We start from the raw sequence: 16,548 nt of genomic DNA on the forward strand, positions 1-16,548 counted from the left end.
CCGCGGATGTGCCGCGGCTGGCGCGACGGTAGCGTCTGCTAACTATTCACGATGCAGCGCACCCGTGGGTATCGTGCGTTCATGCAGGAGACGCCGCGGCTGCTGTTCGTGCATGCGCATCCCGACGACGAAAGCCTCACCACCGGTGCCACCATCGCCCACTACGCCGCTCGAGGGGCTCAGGTCCATGTCGTCACGTGCACGCTCGGGGAGGAGGGCGAGGTCATCGGCGAGCGCTGGGCCCACCTCGCCGTCGACCACGCCGACCAACTCGGTGGCTACCGCATCGGCGAGCTCACCGCGGCGCTGCATGCCCTGGGCGTCGGTGCGCCGATCTTTCTCGGGGGCGCGGGACGCTGGCGTGACTCGGGCATGGCCGGGACCGCGCCGCGGCATTGGCAACGATTCATCGACGCCGACGAACGCGAGTCGGTCGGCGCGCTGGTCGCGCTCATTCGGCAATTGCGCCCACACGTCGTGGTGACCTACGACCCAAACGGCGGCTACGGGCATCCCGACCACGTGCACGTCCATGTCGTCACCACAGCGGCGGTGCGGGCCGCGGCCACCGAGGACTATGCCGGCACGCCGTGGACGGTTCCGAAGGTGTACTGGACGGTTATGGCCAAAAGCGCCATCGCGGCCGGACTCAGCGGGCTTGAACCCGACGATTTGCGACCCGATTGGGCAGTGCCGACGGATGCCGGTGAATTCGACGCGCTCGTCTACTCCGATGACCAGATCGACGCCGTCGTCGACGCCCATGACGCACTGCCCGCCAAACGAGCGGCGCTGGCCGCGCACGCCACCCAGGTCACCGTCGGACCCACCGGACGGGCGTGCGCGCTGTCGAACAACCTCGCCTTGCCCATTGTGGGGCAGGAGCACTACGTTCTCGCCGCCGGCGCGGCGGGGGACCGCGATCAGCGCGGCTGGGAAACCGACCTGCTGGCCGGACTTTCAGTGAACGACGCGGCCACGCGGTAGGCTTTCCGGCGAGGCCGCCGCGGAAGGAACTGATATGGATCCCGACCTGGACTACAACCAGCAGCACTGGCAGGACCGGCTCGACAGCTTTCAGTGGGTGATCGGTTCGCTGGTTGCCCAGCTGGACAGCGTTCCCACCTGATCGCTACCAAGCCGAGCGCCGGGTCGGCTGAGAACACCGGTGCGACGGATCCCGCTATTCGGATTGTCGTTCTGACGCTGCTGGCTGTCGACGGCATCCTCTCCGCAATCGTTGGCGCGCTGCTGCTACCCGCCTATATCGGTTCTATTCCATTCCCCATCAGTGCATTGATCTGTGGCCTGGTCAACGCGGCTCTGGTCTGGGCGGCCCGGCGGTGGACACAGTCGGCGCAGGTGGCGGCACTGCCGCTGTGGACGTGGTTGCTGACGGTCGCGGCGATGTCGTTGGGCGGCCCCGGCGACGATTGCATCCTGGATACCTGCACCGGGAGGTTCGTGCGCCCGCTGCTGCTGATTGTGCTGGGTGTGCTGCCGCCGGGCTGGGTGCTCTGGCGACAGCGAACCCGTCGCTCAGGGGACCAGCCTTAGCGGCATCGGCTGCCGCTACTGTTGCGCGTATGGCATATGCCGGGATTTCGGATTGCTGGGCGCGGATGAAATCCGGCCGGAGGGAAGTTACACCACCGTGCCGTTGATCTCCGGCGACGAGCCGACCGTGCTGCCCAGCCCCGCAGTGCCGCCGAAATCCAGCACGTCTGCGTTGCGGCGGGTGTTGCGGCGAGCCCGCGACGGGGTGGCGCTGAACATCGACGAGGCTGCCATCGCGATGACCGCGCGCGGTGAAGATCTGACTGAACTGTGCCGCAGCGCGGCGCGGGTACGCGACGCGGGTCTGCAATCGGCTGGGCGACGCGGTGCGCACGGCCGGCTGCCGGTCAGCTACTCGCGCAAGGTCTTCATCCCGGTCACACATCTGTGCCGCGACACCTGTCATTACTGCACATTCGTGACGGTGCCGGGCAAGCTGCGCGCTCACGGCGCCGGGATGTATCTGGAACCGGACGAGATCCTCGACATCGCTCGCCGCGGCGGCGAATTAGGCTGCAAAGAAGCACTATTCACCCTTGGTGACCGGCCTGAGCAGCGCTGGCCGGAGGCACGCCAGTGGCTTGACGAACGCGGGTATGACAGCACGCTGTCCTACGTGCGGGCGATGGCGATCCGGGTGCTGGAGGAAACCGGGCTGCTGCCGCACTTGAACCCGGGCGTCATGAGCTGGTCGGAGCTGTCGCGACTGAAGCCGGTGGCGCCGTCGATGGGCATGATGCTGGAGACGACGTCGCGGCGGCTGTTCGAAACCCGGGGGCTGGCGCATTACGGCAGCCCGGACAAAGATCCGGCGGTTCGGCTGCGCACGCTGACCGACGCCGGTCGGCTGTCGATTCCGTTCACCACAGGTCTGCTGGTGGGCATCGGCGAGACGCTGCCTGAACGCGCCGACACCTTGCATGCGATCCGTAAGTCGCACAAGGAGTTCGGCCACATCCAAGAAGTGATCGTGCAGAACTTCCGGGCCAAGGAACACACCGCGATGGCGTTGGCGCCAGACGCGGGCATCGACGACTTTTTGGCCACCGTGGCAGTCGCGCGATTGGTGCTCGGACCGGGAATGCGGATCCAGGCGCCGCCGAATTTGGTGTCGCGGGCCGAATGCCTGGCTCTGCTCGCCGCGGGTGTCGACGACTGGGGCGGCGTCTCCCCGCTGACCCCCGACCACGTCAACCCGGAGCGGCCGTGGCCCGCCCTGGACGAGCTCGCCGCCGTCACCGCCGAAGCCGGTTATGACCTGGTGGAACGGCTGACCGCGCAGCCCAAATATGTGCAGGCCGGTGCGGCGTGGATCGATCCTCGTGTCCGTGATCACGTTGCGGTGCTTGCCGATTCAGAGACCGGCCTGGCCCGCGACCTCAAGCCGGCCGGTATGCCGTGGCAGGAGCCCGACGACGTGGGATCGTCGGGCCGGGTGGATTTGAACGCCGCGATCGACAGCGAAGGCCGCAGCACCGAGGCCCGCAGTGACCTCGACAGCGCGTTCGGGGATTGGGATGCCATCCGTGCCCATGTCAAAGAGCTGGCTGCGCGCGCACCCGAGCGCATCGACACCGACGTACTGGCCGCCCTGCGCGCTGCCGAACGCGACCCCGCCGGCTGCGCCGATGACGAGTATCTGGCGTTGGCGAACGCCGATGGCCCTGCGTTGGACGCTGTTGCCGCACTGGCGGATTCGTTGCGCCGTGATGCCGTCGGTGACGACGTGACGTTTGTGGTGAACCGCAACATCAACTTCACCAACATCTGCTACACCGGGTGCCGGTTCTGCGCCTTCGCCCAACGCAAGGGCGACGCAGATGCCTATTCGCTGTCGACGGCGGAGGTCGCCGACCGGGCCTGGGAGGCCCACGTCGCGGGCGCCACCGAAGTGTGCATGCAGGGCGGTATCGACCCTGAGTTGCCGGTCACCGGCTACGCCGACCTGGTGCGGGCCGTCAAGGCGCGGGTGCCGTCGATGCACGTGCACGCATTTTCGCCGATGGAGATCGCCAACGGGGTGACCAAGAGCGGGCTTTCGACCCGGGAGTGGCTGATCAGTCTGCGGGAGGCCGGCCTGGACACCATTCCGGGAACCGCCGCCGAGATTCTCGACGACGACGTGCGCTGGGTGCTGACCAAGGGAAAGCTGCCGACGTCGGAGTGGATCGACATCGTGACGACCGCCCACCAGGTGGGTCTGCGGTCGTCGTCGACGATGATGTACGGCCACGTCGACAATCCGCGGCACTGGGTTGCGCACCTGAACGTGTTGCGCGGCATTCAAGATCGCACCGGCGGTTTCACCGAGTTCGTGCCGCTGCCGTTCGTGCATCAGAGTTCGCCGCTATATCTGGCCGGCGCGGCGCGGCCCGGGCCCAGCCATCGGGACAACCGCGCTGTGCATGCCCTGGCCCGAATCATGTTGCACGACCGTATTTCTCATATCCAGACCAGCTGGGTGAAGCTCGGTGTGGAGCGCACGCAGGTCATGCTCAACGGCGGCGCCAACGACCTGGGCGGCACGCTGATGGAGGAGACCATCTCGCGGATGGCCGGCTCGGAATACGGGTCGGCGAAAACAGTGGCCGAGCTGGTGGCAATCGCCGAGGGCATCGGCCGCCCCGTACACCAGCGCACCACCACGTACCTCCCTGTTTCTGCGCGAGCGTGCGTGTCCCCGGCCGACACGCCGGGCTGAGGACCGGGAACACGCACGCTCGCGGCGTGATGAACCGTTCGGAGGGACTATCCGCACTGTGCAGTCAAAGATCGACGCCGACCGATTCCCCGAGTGGCTACCCTTCCGCGACGCCGTGCAGCGGCGACGCCCGGACGCCGGAACCTGGTGTGAGGCGTGGACTGTGCGCGACATCGTCGTCCATCAAGCCGGCAACGCCGAGGAGCTCGCCCGGGTGCTCAGCGGGCATCTCGCGGGCATACCCGTCGAGACGCGCAGCTTCGAGGAACGCGAGGGACCGCTGCGCGCGATGAACGACACCGAGCTGTGGGATGCGCTGCAGGCAAGAATGGCAACGCTGAACGAGGTCGCACAAGCCGCCGACGACATACCCGCCGATACCGATGTCGCCTGGACCGGCCGGACGATGAAAGTCCCCTGGTTCGCCGAGCACATGCGCGAAGAACTCGTCTTACACAGCTGGGACATCACCGGCGACGATGCCGCAGCGCAAAACCAACTGGCTCAACCGTGGATGACTACGCATAGCGTGGTCGCGGTGGGAAAGCCGTTGCTGGCCAAGGGCGCTCAGCTGCTCAATCCCGGCGAACGCATCGAGGCGAGGCTGCGGGTTCCCGGCGCCGATGACATCGCCGTGACCGCCGAGGCGGGGTCGGTCACTATTGCGCTCGTCGCGCCGGACGGACCCGCCACGCTGGAAACCGATGCGGCGGCCCGGGTGCTGCTGTTGTGGGGGCGGCGCCCCGCCGATCCCTCGCGAATCCGGAGTACCGCCGGTCCGCAAGCCTTGAGCCGGGTGCGGCGTCTGCTGGCCGGGTACTAGTTCCGCCTTGCCGCGAGCGTGCGCAGATCCGGTTTTCCACACGGCGTGTCGGCCGGGGACACGCACGCTCGCGGCAGAGGCGGGGCTACAACCGCGCGGCCAACTCGGTGCCCTGGCGGATCGCGCGCTTGGCATCCAGCTCGACGGCCAGGGCGGCGCCGCCGATGATGTGCGGGTTCATCCCGCGGTCCCGTAACCCCTCTTCGAGGTCACGTACCGGCTCTTGGCCCGCGCAAACGACGACATTGTCGACCGCGAGCAGCTGTGGGCGCCGCCGGTTCGGCCCGAAGCTGATGTGCAGGCCGTCGTCGGTGATGCGTTCGTAGTTGACTTCGCAGAGCTGGTGCACGCCTTTGGATTTCAGCGACGCACGGTGTACCCAACCACTGGTCTTGCCCAGCCCTTTGCCCTGTGGGGCCTTGCTGCGCTGCAGCAGGTAGACCTCGCGCGCCGGCGGCGCAGGAATCGGCGTGGTCAACCCGCCGCGGCCGTCGGTCGGGTCCGCAACACCCCATTCGGCCTTCCAGTCCTTGAGGTTGAGCGTGGGTGAGGAGTCGGTAATCAGGAACTCGCTGACGTCGAAGCCGACACCGCCGGCGCCGATCACCGCGACGCACAGGCCGACCGGTTTGGCGCCGCTGATGGCCTCGGCGTACGTCAGCACCATCGGATGGTCGATGCCGGGGATCGCCGGCACCCGCGGCGCCACCCCGGTAGCCAGTACGACGTCGTCATAGTCGGCCAATTCGTCGGCCGATACCCGGGTGCGCAGCCGCACCGTGACGCCGTGCCGGTCCAGCATTGTCGTGAAGTACCGGATGCTTTCGTTGAATTCTTCCTTGCCGGGAATCCGCCGGGCGAGGTCGAATTGGCCGCCAATAACGTCACCCGCCTCGAACAGCGTGACGGCGTGGCCGCGCTGCGCGGCGTTTACGGCGGCGGCCAGTCCGGCCGGGCCGGCCCCGACCACCGCCACCGAGCGGGCGTGCCGCGTCGGCGACAGCACCAACTGCGTCTCGTGGCCGGCCCGCGGATTCAGCAGGCACGACACCTTTTTGTGCGCGAACGCGTGATCCAGACAGGCTTGGTTGCAGGCGATGCAGGTGTTGATCTCGTCGGCGCGATCGGCAGCGGCCTTGAGCACCCACTCCGGATCGCTCAGCAGTGGTCGCGCCATCGAGACCAGCGCTACGTCGGTGTCGGCCAAAATCTGCTCGGCGGCCTGCGGCATGTTGATCCGGTTGGACGCCACCACCGGAATGCTGACGTGACCGGCGAGGGCATGGCTGATGTCGACGAACGCGCCGGCCGGCACCGAGGTGACGATTGTCGGTATCCGCGCCTCGTGCCACCCGAAACCGGAATTGATCAGCGTGGCACCGGCGGCTTCGACTTCGGTTGCCAGCGCAAGGGTTTCGTCCCAACTCTGGCCTTCCTCGACGTAGTCGGCCAGCGACATGCGGTAGCAGAGGATGAAGTCGGGGCCGACGGCTGCGCGGGTCTGGCGGACGATCTCCACGGGGAAGCGGCGGCGTTTCTCTGGGGTGCCACCCCAGTCGTCGGTGCGCTTGTTGGTCCGTGGCGCCAGGAACTGGTTGATCAGATACCCTTCGCTGCCCATGATTTCGACGCCGTCGTAGCCGGCTTCGCGCGCCAGTACAGCGCAGCGGGCGAAATCTGCGATCGTGCTCCGAACGCCGCGCGACGATAAAGCCCGCGGCCGAAACGGATTGATCGGCGCCTTGATCGACGAGGCGCTCACCGACAGTGGGTGATATGCATAGCGTCCGGCATGCAGGATCTGCAACAGGATCTTGCCGCCGGCGTCATGGACCGCATCGGTGACGCGCCGGTGCCGTCGCGCCTCGGCGGAGGAGATCAGCTGCGAGGCGAATGGCAGCAACCACCCGGTCCGGTTGGGTGCGTAACCGCCGGTGACGATCAGCCCGACACCGCCGCGGGCGCGCTCGGCGAAGTATTCAGCGAGCCGGTCGATGTGGTGAGACCGATCTTCCAGCCCGGTGTGCATCGATCCCATGACCACCCGGTTGCGCAGCGTAGTGAAGCCGAGATCCAACGGCGACAACAGGTTTGGATACGTCATAACGCTTTCGTCACCTCGTCGAGCCAGTCGATCGCGCTTTCCTCGGCGCGGATGCCGCCGCGCAGCACCAAGTACTGATGAAGTGCGGTGCCGCGTAACGCCGACGGATCGGGAAACTGGGATTTCTCGAATCCGCGGTAGGTGTCCAGCAATTCGGCATGCTCGGCGCGCAGCGCTGCGATCTGCGCCCGCAGCGCCGTCACGTCGCCATAGGCCGCGCCGCGCAGTTTGACGGCGACATCACGGGTTCGGGTGTCGGACAACGCACTGCCCCGCCCAGTGAGCGGTTCGGCGATCCAGCGGGCCAACTCTGCGCGTCCGGCATCGGAGACCGTGTAGACCTTCTTGTCGGGCCGCCCCTGCTGGGCCACCGGCGTCACCCGCACCCAGCCGTCGTCCTCCATCGTCCGCAGGGTGCGGTAGATCTGCTGGTGGGTGGCGGTCCAGAAATACCCGATCGAGCGATCGAATCGGTGCGCCAACTCGTAGCCGGAACCGGATTGTTCCGACAGGGAGACCAGGATCGCGTGCGGCAATGCCACTCGGGCAGCCTAGGAGCGACAACCCTTTATATGCAACTAGTTGCACTGCACCTAGGCGCATAGCGGGGTGGCGGTGGTTGCTTTGTATATGCAACGTCTAGTATCAGTAACCAACAGATCCGCGTCATTGAACAGCATATGGAGGAGACCTTCGTGACGTACACGATCGCCGAGCCCTGCGTCGACATCAAAGACAAGGCATGCGTCGAGGAGTGCCCGGTCGACTGCATTTATGAGGGTGCCCGGATGCTGTACATCCACCCTGACGAATGCGTGGACTGCGGCGCCTGCGAGCCGGTCTGCCCCGTCGAGGCCATCTACTACGAAGACGATGTGCCCGAGCAGTGGAGTAACTACACGCAGCTCAACGCCGACTTCTTCGCGGAGCTCGGATCACCGGGTGGCGCGGCCAAGGTCGGTATGACCGAGAACGACCCGCAGGTGGTCAAAGATCTGCCGCCACAGGGCGAGGACGCCTGAGCGAGATCACTCGCCGGCGGCCGGTGTCGGCGTCGTTGCCGGTGTTCCCCTGGGACACCCTCGATGAGGCGCGTGCGCTGGCCGACGCTCACCCCGGCGGCATCGTCGACTTGTCCGTCGGCACCCCAGTCGACCCGGTGGCGCCGCTGATCCGTGAGGCCCTGGCCGCGGCCAGCGCGGCGCCGGGTTACCCCACCACCGCCGGCACTCCCCGGTTGCGGCGATCGGCCATCGATGCGCTGAGCCGCCGCTTCGGCGTCACCGGAGTGACCGAAGCGGGCGTGCTGCCGGTGATCGGCACCAAAGAACTCATCTCCTGGCTGCCGACATTGTTGGGATTGGGCGCAGCCGATCTCGTGGTGGTGCCCGAACTGGCCTATCCCACCTATGACGTCGGTGCCCGGCTGGCCGGGACGGAAGTGCTGCACGCTGACTCGGTGTCCCAATTAGGTTCGCAGTCGCCGGCGCTGGTGTATGTGAACTCGCCGAGCAACCCGACCGGACGGGTGCTCGGAGCAGACCAGCTGCGCAGCGTCGTCGAGTGGGCGCGGGAACGCGGCGCGCTGGTGGCGTCCGACGAGTGCTACCTCGGTCTGGGCTGGGACGCCGCACCGCTGTCGATCCTTCATCCGTCGGTGTGCGACGGCGACCACACCGGCCTGCTGGCGCTGCATTCGCTGTCCAAGAGTTCGTCGCTGGCCGGCTACCGAGCCGGTTTCGTCGCGGGGGACCCGCTCGTGGTCGGCGAACTGCTGGCCGTGCGCAAACACGCCGGGATGATGGTGCCCACACCCGTGCAGGCCGCGATGGTGGCGGCGCTCGACGACGACGGCCACGTGCGCGAGCAGCGCGACTGCTACCAGCGTCGGCGCAGCGCGCTGCTGCCCGCGTTCCGCTCGGCCGGCTTCACCGTCGACCATTCCGAGGCCGGGCTGTATCTGTGGGTGACCCGCGGCGAGCCGTGCCGCGACACCGTGGCATGGCTGGCACAGCGCGGCATCCTGGTCGCACCCGGCGAGTTCTACGGCCACGGCGGCACCCACCATGTGCGGGTGGCGCTCACTGCCACCGATGAGCGGATCGCGGCCGCGGTCGCGCGGCTCTAGCGCCGAGTTTGGACTTGTGTGACGCGAATTCGCCCGCGGCGTGCATTGAGTCCACACTCGGCGTCGAATTACTCGAGCGCAGGCCCACAGCCGCTCCGAAGGATCCGGCCGATTGCATCGTGCTCTGCCTGGGTGACCCAGACCCCGTAGGCGGCTTTGACGTCCACGATCCGCGACGCGTAGGTGCACCGGTAGGACTTGTTGGGTGGCAACCATGTTGCGGCGTCGCCGTCGCCTTTCTGCTCGTTGGCCGGCCCGTCGGTGGCCTGGAGGTTGAGCGGGTCGTTGGCGAAGTTACGGCGCTGGGTCTCGTCCCATTGCTGGGCGCCCTTCTGCCATGCATCCGACAACGCCACGATGTGATCGATCTGCACCTGCCGGGAGGTGCCCCGGCCACGTTGAAACTCGATCGTCGTGCCGGTGTAGGGATCGTTCAGCGTCCCGGTCAGCACGACACATCCAGACGTCCCCGGTTTGATCGTGATGTCCACCAAGTCGCGGCGCAGGATGTCGTTTCGGGTGTCGCAGCCGTTGTGGCCGTCGGCCACCGTCACGTCGTCGCTCCACGCCTGCCCGAACAGGTCGCGGTTGTACCCGGTCTTGGGCGCACGCCCCTTGATGGCCAACGCTTCCAGCTTCGCGACGGTGTCCGCTTGGACCGCAGGAACCCCCGCGGGCCGGTTCGGAACGGGCGCCGGCACCTCCGTCGACGGCAGCGCCATCACCGACGGGCTGGATGCGTTGCCGAGCATGACGAGGCCCAGCACCGTCAGCGCACAGACGAACGCTCCGGCAGCCTTGACCGGATACGACTGTTTCATCACAGCAGCCTCTTTAATTACATCGAGGGATCGTGGCGGAGGCTATCAGTTCGTGGTTGTAGCGCGGCTCAATTCCCAGCGTCGTGTAATACCGTCACACCATGAGCCAGTACGACCTGGAGGCCGTGGACCGATTGCCTTTTGCCACGCCCGAGAAGTCCGACCGGTACCGCACGGAGAACTACCGGGGAGCCGTCGGGCTCAACTGGTACCAAAGCGATCCGAGCCTGCAGTTCACCATGGCCTACTACCTGCAGCCCGAGGCATTGGGCGTCGCCGAAAAGCACCTGACACGCATCGGCGAACTGATGGGCGGGCCGGTGGCGCGGTGGGCCGAGGAGACCGACCGCAACCCGGCGCGGCTCGAGCGTTACGACCGCTGGGGACATGACGTCAGCAGGGTGATCCAGCCGACGTCGTTCACGGAGTCCAAACGCGCAGTGCTGGACGCGAACCAGGCTCTCAAAGACGACGCTCGAAAAGCCGGCGTCAGCGCGTCGCTGCCGTTGTTCGCGGCCAACTATCTGCTCAACCAGGCGGACATCGGAATGGGCTGTGCGCTGGGCACCGGCGCCGGGATGGTCAAGTCGCTGGTCGCCGCGTATGCGCCGGCCGATGTGCGCGAGCACGTGCTGGCCAAGTTCGAGACCGGCGCTTGGGAGGGCGAGACCGCACAACTGTTGACCGAACGCACCGGCGGTTCGGATCTCGGCGCGCTGGAGACGACCGCGACGCGCCACGGTGACGGCTGGCTGCTCAACGGGTTCAAGTGGTTCGCATCCAATTGCGACGGCCAGGTCTTCGTCGTACTGGCCAAACCCGAGGGGGCGCCCGACTCCAGTCGCGGCGTGGCCACCTTCCTGGTGTTGCGGACGCGGCGCGACGGGTCGCGCAACGGCGTGCGCATCCGCCGGCTCAAGGACAAGCTCGGCACCCGCTCGGTGGCCTCCGGCGAGATCGAGTTCGTCGACGCCGAAGCATTTTTGCTCTCCGGCGAACCGCCCGGCGAAGGCTCGCACGACGGCAAGGGGCTCGGCCGGATGATGGAGCTGACCAACGCCGCGCGGCTGGGCATCGCTTTGTTCGCGGTCGGCAACGCCCGTCGCGCGCTGGTCGAGTCGCTCTGTTATGCCCGGCCAAGACAGGCGTTCGGCGACGCGCTCGTCGACAAGCCGCTGATGCGCCGCAAGCTGGCGGAGATGATCGTCGACGTCGAAGCCGCCCAGGCGCTGGTGTTCGACGGCACCGGCGCCGTCAACCACCGCCAGCCCAGACCGGTGCGTCAGCGCATCGCGGTGCCCGTCACCAAGCTCAAGGTTTGCCGGCTCGGCATCACCATGGCCTCGGATGCGATTGAAATCCACGGCGGCAACGGCTATATCGAAACCTGGCCGGTGGCACGGCTGCTGCGCGACGCACAGGTCAACACCATCTGGGAGGGCCCGGACAACATTCTGTGCCTGGACGTGCGGCGCGGCATCGAGCGCATCGAAGCGCAGACGCCGCTGCTCGAGCGGCTGCACGATGCGGTGTCGGTATCGGACGACGACGACACGACGCGGTTGGTAGCGCGGCGCGTCGAGGACCTCGAGGCGGCGGTCACCGCCTGGACCAAACTGGACGGCGAGGTGGCCGAGGCACGACTGTTCGCGCTCACCCAGTTCATGGGCGACGTGTACGCGGGCGCCTTGCTCGTCGAGCAGGCGGCCTGGGAGCGGGAATCCCGTGGGGCGGAACGCAAAGCGCTGGTCGCCCGGTTGTACGCCCAGCGCTATTTGGCCGATCGCGGTCCGCTGCGAGGGATTGACGCCGACGGAGACGAGGCGATCGAGCGGTTCGACGAACTCGTCGACGGCGCGCTGGTCACGTGACGACCCCGACTCGTCCGCTGCGCATCCCGCTGTCGATCGGCGACGTGTGCAAGCGCATCTTCCTCGGCAAACCCTTGATCACCGAGGAGCTGAATTCCGAGCGGCTATCGAATCCCGTTGCACTCGGCGCTCTCTCACCTGACGCGATCTCGTCGACCGCTTACGGCCCAGAGCAGATTCTGGTGGAGTTGCTCCCGCATGCCGGCCTGGCCGCCTTCGTTTTATTGCTCCCAATCACCGGCGTCATCCTGCTGATTCTGGTGTTGGTGGCAGCGTCCTATCGCCAGGTGGTGATGGCCTACACCCGGGCCGGCGGCTCTTATGTGGTGGCCCGGGAGAACTTCGGGCCGCGGGTGGCGCAGATCGCCGCCGCTGCCCTGCTGATCGACTACGTGGTCACGGTCGCAGTGCAGTCCGCGGCGGGGACCGTTGCGGTGGTCTCGGCGATCCCTTCGCTTGGCCCCTACAGTCTGGAAATCACCGTCGGCGTGGTGCTTGCCATCTGTTATGCGAATCTGCGCGGATTACGCGAAGCCGGACTGCCTTTCGCGGCGGCCACTTACTCCTTCGTGATCATGATTACGCTGACGATTGTCACCGGTGTCGTAAGAAAGATCTTCTGGGGATTACCCGTTTACGATTCCGAGCACCTTGCCGGGGCGGTCCCGGTTCACCACACCAACGGGCTGGTGATGGGTGCGACGATTCTGGTGGTGCTACGCGCGTTCGCCAACGGTGGGTCGTCGTTGACCGGGGTGGAGGCGATCTCCAACACCGTCACCGTCTTTCGTAAGCCGCAGGGCCACAACGCACGCCGGGTGCTCACCGCAATGGCCTGCACCCTCGGTTTCTTACTGGCCGGTGTCGCCTATCTGGCCCACGCAACCCATGCCACTCCCTATCTCGACGAGTATCCGTCGGTGCTCTCGGAGGTGGCTCGCGCGGTATTCGGCGACGGGCTGATTGGGCACGGTCTTTATCTGCTCGTGCAGACGGCGACGGCGGCGATCTTGTTCACCGGCGCCAACACCAGTTTCAACGGGTTTCCCGCGTTGGCCAGTTTTGTTGCCGAGGACCGTTTTCTGCCGCGTCAGTTGATGAAGCGCGGTCACCGGCTGGTGTTCTCCAACGGCATCATCGCGCTCACCGCGCTGTCGGTGGCGCTGTTGATCGTGACCGGCGGCTCGGTCAATGCGCTGGTGCCGTTTTATGCGATCGGCGTGTTCACCGGGTTTTCGATGGCCGGCTACGGAATGACCAAGCACCACCTGACGCACCGGCAGACCGGTTGGCGCCACAAGCTGGCGATCAATCTTTCCGCGGGAATCCTGTCGACAGCGGTGGTGGGCATCTTTGCGGTGGCGAAATTCACCGAGGGTGCATGGATGGTGGTGGTGGTCTTCCCGCTGCTGGTGTTCGCATTGACCCGCCTGAACCGCGAATACCGCGCCGAGGCAGCCATTCTCGAGATGTTTCGCACCGACCGACCGGAATTGGTCAAATACGCCCGTCACCGGGTGTTCGTCTTCGTGAACTCCGTTGACCTGGCGGTCATCGAGGCGCTGCGATATGGCCGGGGATTGCGGTCCGACGAGCTGATCGCGGTGCATTTCATGGTCGACGCTGCTCTTGCCGCGCAGTTACGGAAACGGTGGGAACACTTCGATCTCGACACCCGGCTGCGGGTGGTGGACTGCCCGGACCGGCAGATCACCCGCGCCGCACAGGTACTGGTTGCCAAGGCCGGCAGCGAACACCCCGACACCAACGTGACGGTGCTGTTGCCGCGCCGGACCTATGCGCCGCTGCTGGGACGACTCCTGCACGACCGCACCGCCGACAAGATCGCCCGCGCCGTCAGCCGCATCCCGGACGCCGCCGCGACGATCGTCCCGTACGACGTGCAATCCCGGATCAGGGAAGCCTTTCCGGACTCGCTCGAGCAGCGCATCGCGCGCGAGGTCGACAAGCTGCAGGCGCGGGTGTCACGCGGTGAGCAACAGAACGTCGACGACTACGAGCATCCGGAGCGGCCGTCGGCCGTGATCGCCGTGGAGGGCTTGATTCCCGGGCAACGCGCCACCATCGAAGGACGGGTCAGCCAGGTCGAAGACATCGCCAAACGGCGACGGACGTTGCGGTGGATCGTCGTCGGCGACGACAGCGGCGACGTCCGCGTCACGTTCCGTCCCGGGGGAGGAGGCGCCGACATCCAGCCGGGACAACTGCTGCGCATCACCGGGAAAGCGCGGCAGAGCGGCAACAGGCCGGTGTCGATGGTCGACCCGACGTACGTCGTGCTGGAGCAGCCGGAGGAAGTGCACTAGCCGCCGTCACCTGGTGAAGAGGTAATCCTCGTCGCGGGGCTGCGTCAGCATGCCCGTGAGGCGTCTGCGGGTGAACGGCCAGAGGTCGATGTGGTTGTCATCGGCGAAATACCAAGAGTTGCAACCAGAATTCCACACGGTCGGCACCATCGCTTCGGCGACGTCGTCGGCGAACCGGTTGGTGGCTTCCTCGGTGATTTCGACGGTGCTGATTTCGCCGGCACGGAATCGCCGCAGCCATTCAATGATGTAGCGGGCCGTCAATTCGGCGACGAGTTGCATGGAGATCGATCTGGTGGGGGAGTTGGGGCCCAAGACGGTGAACAGGTTGGGGAAACCGGGGATGGCTGTCATCGGCGGTAGTCACCCGCCACCGGTTGTCGCCGAACACAGCCGAGATGACCTCGCAATCCAACCGGAGATGGTGGTCGAGCTGAAGACTTCCAACAACGTCGCGGTGGTACTGCTGGATCTCCTCGCCGGTAGCCCAGAAGTCCTTCCAGTCGGGCTTCGGCGCGAACGCAAACTGGTAGCCATGTGACATCACATCGCACCGCAAGCCGGGGTAGCGGTTCCAATGCCAAACCCCGCCGACGTCGGAACCCTTCTCCAGAATCACGAAGTCATTGAAGCCAGCTTGCTTGAAGGTGTGGGCGGCGGCGATCCCCGCCATGCCGGCCCCGATGATCACGATGCGAGGTTCCCGGTGGCGAGTGTGGGTCATCACGCTGCTCCGAACACAATGCCGACCAGTAATGCGTTTGGGTATTCGAACCCTATGCGTGCCGGAACCGAGCCCGCAACCCCAGTTCGGCTCCGGCTAGGGCACCTCGTCGTCGTCTGCCCGGAGGATTCTCTCTGGGTGGTGGTAGGTGTTGGTCCTTGGTTGGCCGTGGTCGAGGTGGGGCGGTGGGATCCATTCGGTGTCACCGTTTTTGAGTTTGCGGGTGGTCCATCCTTGTTCGGTCAGGGGGTGATCGCCGCCGCAGGCGAGGGTGAGGTCGTTGATGTCGGTGGTGTGACATTGGGCGTAGGGGGTGCAGTGGTGGGCTTCGCAGTAGTAGCCGGGCACGGTGCAGTTGGGGCGTGTACAGCCGCGGTCTTTTGCGTAGAGCACGATGCGTTGCCCCGGTGAGGCCAGGCGTTTGGTGTGGTAGAGCCCGATGGCTTTGCCCTTGTCGAAGATGGCCAGGTAGTGATGCGCATGCGATGCCATGCGGATCACATCGGACATGGGTAGCAGGGTGCCCCCGCCGGTGAGCGCCTTGCCGGCGCCGGTTTCGAGCTCTGCCAGTGTGGTGGACACGATGATGGTGGCCGGTAGGCCGTTGTGTTGGCCCAGCTTTCCGGACGCTAGTAGCGCGCGCCCGGCGGCGTTGAGCGCGTCGTGGTTGCGTTGGCCGGTGCTGCGGGTGTCGTGATCGATACCCTGCTGCGGCGGGGCGCCGTCAACGCACGGGGTCAGATCCTCGGGGTTGCACATCCCGGGGGCAGCCAACTTCGCCAACACCGCATCGATGGTGGCGCGGGCTTCGGGAGTCAGGTATCCGGTGATCCGGCTCATCCCGTCGATGTCTTGCTTGCCCAGGAGCAGCGAGCGCCGTCGCGCCCGGTCGGTGTCGGAAAAATCGCCGTCGGGGTTCAGACAGTCGGTGAGTCGGTCGGCCAGCTTGTGCAAGTCGTCGGGGCGATGCTCGCCGGCCAGTTGTGCCAGGTGGGCTTCGGCTTCGATCCGGGTCTCCACATCCACGGCATCAGGCAGCCGGTGAAAAAAGCTGCGGATCACCGCCACATGCCCGGCCCCGATGGTCCCCGCGCGCTGCGCCTCAGCCGTGGCGGGCAACACCGGCTCCAACGGTTCGCCGCTCAACGCCCGGCGCGGGCCCAGATCGGCAGCCTCACCAATGCGCCGGGCGGCGTCGGCGCGGGTGATCTGCAACCGCTCGGCCAACGCGAACGACAGCGTGCCACCCAACTCGGCTTCATCGGCCTGCTCGCCAAGTTGGTTGATCAAGGGATGTTCGACGGCGGGCAGTTGGCGGCGCAGCGTTTCGGTGCGCTGCAGCATGACCAGCCGCTCAGGCGTGGCCAGCCCGTCAAAGCACAGGTCCAGGGCGCGTTTGAGGTATGCCGCCAGCCCATCGAAGACCTCATCGATCTCTTCCCGGCTACTCGAATGCATGTTCGAATCATAGCTACGCCTACCGACAACACTC

General features: G+C 66.3%; 13 protein-coding genes and 1 pseudogene. 8 read left to right on the plus strand and 6 right to left on the minus strand.

Features of this window, described 5'->3' with window-relative positions:
* The first annotated feature begins 81 nt into the window (after window positions 1-81).
* The 4 genes from mshB (at window position 82) to AC5Y42_RS20240 (ending at window position 5,081) form a co-directional block, all read left to right on the plus strand.
* The gene (gene mshB / locus AC5Y42_RS20225; protein WP_499900352.1) at window positions 82-987 is read left to right on the plus strand and encodes an N-acetyl-1-D-myo-inositol-2-amino-2-deoxy-alpha-D-glucopyranoside deacetylase; all 906 of its coding nucleotides are present in this window, start codon (window positions 82-84) and stop codon (window positions 985-987) included.
* 141 nt (window positions 988-1,128) lie between these two features.
* The gene (locus tag AC5Y42_RS20230) at window positions 1,129-1,557 is read left to right on the plus strand and encodes a hypothetical protein (protein WP_499900397.1); all 429 of its coding nucleotides are present in this window, start codon (window positions 1,129-1,131) and stop codon (window positions 1,555-1,557) included.
* Between the two features lie 97 nt (window positions 1,558-1,654).
* Window positions 1,655-4,258 carry a bifunctional FO biosynthesis protein CofGH gene (locus tag AC5Y42_RS20235; protein WP_499900398.1) on the plus strand — a complete coding sequence of 868 codons (2,604 nt, stop codon included), beginning with the start codon at window positions 1,655-1,657 and terminating at the stop codon, window positions 4,256-4,258.
* A gap of 58 nt (window positions 4,259-4,316) precedes the next feature.
* Complete coding sequence (locus AC5Y42_RS20240) at window positions 4,317-5,081, plus strand: maleylpyruvate isomerase N-terminal domain-containing protein (RefSeq protein ID WP_499900353.1); 765 nt, start codon at window positions 4,317-4,319, stop codon at window positions 5,079-5,081.
* Between the two features lie 85 nt (window positions 5,082-5,166).
* On the opposite strand, the gene AC5Y42_RS20245 is transcribed toward AC5Y42_RS20240, so the two are convergent.
* Window positions 5,167-7,185: an oxidoreductase gene (locus AC5Y42_RS20245; protein ID WP_499900354.1), complete on the minus strand. Its 2,019-nt coding sequence runs from the start codon at window positions 7,183-7,185 to the stop codon at window positions 5,167-5,169.
* A complete protein-coding gene (locus AC5Y42_RS20250; RefSeq protein WP_499900355.1) occupies window positions 7,182-7,727 on the minus strand; it encodes a PadR family transcriptional regulator in 546 nt (181 codons plus the stop codon). The genes AC5Y42_RS20245 and AC5Y42_RS20250 overlap by 4 nt, the downstream gene beginning before the upstream one ends.
* Window positions 7,728-7,880: 153 nt before the next feature.
* On the opposite strand from AC5Y42_RS20250, the gene fdxA reads away from it, so the two are divergent.
* Together fdxA and dapC are read left to right on the plus strand one after the other, a co-directional pair.
* Window positions 7,881-8,207 carry a ferredoxin gene (gene fdxA / locus AC5Y42_RS20255; protein WP_065015210.1) on the plus strand — a complete coding sequence of 109 codons (327 nt, stop codon included), beginning with the start codon at window positions 7,881-7,883 and terminating at the stop codon, window positions 8,205-8,207.
* A 23-nt stretch (window positions 8,208-8,230) separates the two neighbouring features.
* On the plus strand, window positions 8,231-9,313 hold the full coding sequence (gene dapC, locus AC5Y42_RS20260) for a succinyldiaminopimelate transaminase (RefSeq protein ID WP_499900356.1): 1,083 nt from the start codon (window positions 8,231-8,233) through the stop codon (window positions 9,311-9,313).
* Between the two features lie 77 nt (window positions 9,314-9,390).
* Here dapC and AC5Y42_RS20265 read toward each other — a convergent pair.
* A pseudogene (locus AC5Y42_RS20265) lies at window positions 9,391-10,065 on the minus strand (HNH endonuclease family protein); the annotation flags it as partial.
* Window positions 10,066-10,235: 170 nt separating this feature from the next.
* On the opposite strand from AC5Y42_RS20265, the gene AC5Y42_RS20270 reads away from it, so the two are divergent.
* Window positions 10,236-12,005 (plus strand): acyl-CoA dehydrogenase family protein, encoded by a 1,770-nt coding sequence (locus tag AC5Y42_RS20270; protein ID WP_499900357.1) that lies wholly within the window; start codon window positions 10,236-10,238, stop codon window positions 12,003-12,005.
* Window positions 12,002-14,332, plus strand: coding sequence for an APC family permease (locus AC5Y42_RS20275; protein WP_499900358.1), 2,331 nt, complete (start codon window positions 12,002-12,004; stop codon window positions 14,330-14,332). Before AC5Y42_RS20270 ends, AC5Y42_RS20275 begins: the two co-directional genes overlap by 4 nt.
* Before the next feature lie 6 nt (window positions 14,333-14,338).
* On the opposite strand, the gene AC5Y42_RS20280 is transcribed toward AC5Y42_RS20275, so the two are convergent.
* The 3 genes from AC5Y42_RS20280 to AC5Y42_RS20290 form a co-directional block, all read right to left on the minus strand.
* Window positions 14,339-14,614 carry a hypothetical protein gene (locus tag AC5Y42_RS20280; RefSeq protein ID WP_499900359.1) on the minus strand — a complete coding sequence of 92 codons (276 nt, stop codon included), beginning with the start codon at window positions 14,612-14,614 and terminating at the stop codon, window positions 14,339-14,341.
* Window positions 14,574-15,023 (minus strand): NAD(P)-binding protein, encoded by a 450-nt coding sequence (locus tag AC5Y42_RS20285; protein WP_499900360.1) that lies wholly within the window; start codon window positions 15,021-15,023, stop codon window positions 14,574-14,576. Before AC5Y42_RS20285 ends, AC5Y42_RS20280 begins: the two co-directional genes overlap by 41 nt.
* 129 nt (window positions 15,024-15,152) lie before the next feature.
* Window positions 15,153-16,514 carry an HNH endonuclease signature motif containing protein gene (locus AC5Y42_RS20290; RefSeq protein WP_499900361.1) on the minus strand — a complete coding sequence of 454 codons (1,362 nt, stop codon included), beginning with the start codon at window positions 16,512-16,514 and terminating at the stop codon, window positions 15,153-15,155.
* Between the last annotated feature and the right edge of the window lie 34 nt (window positions 16,515-16,548).

The sequence above is a fragment of the Mycobacterium sp. NGS48 genome, from assembly GCF_059812585.1.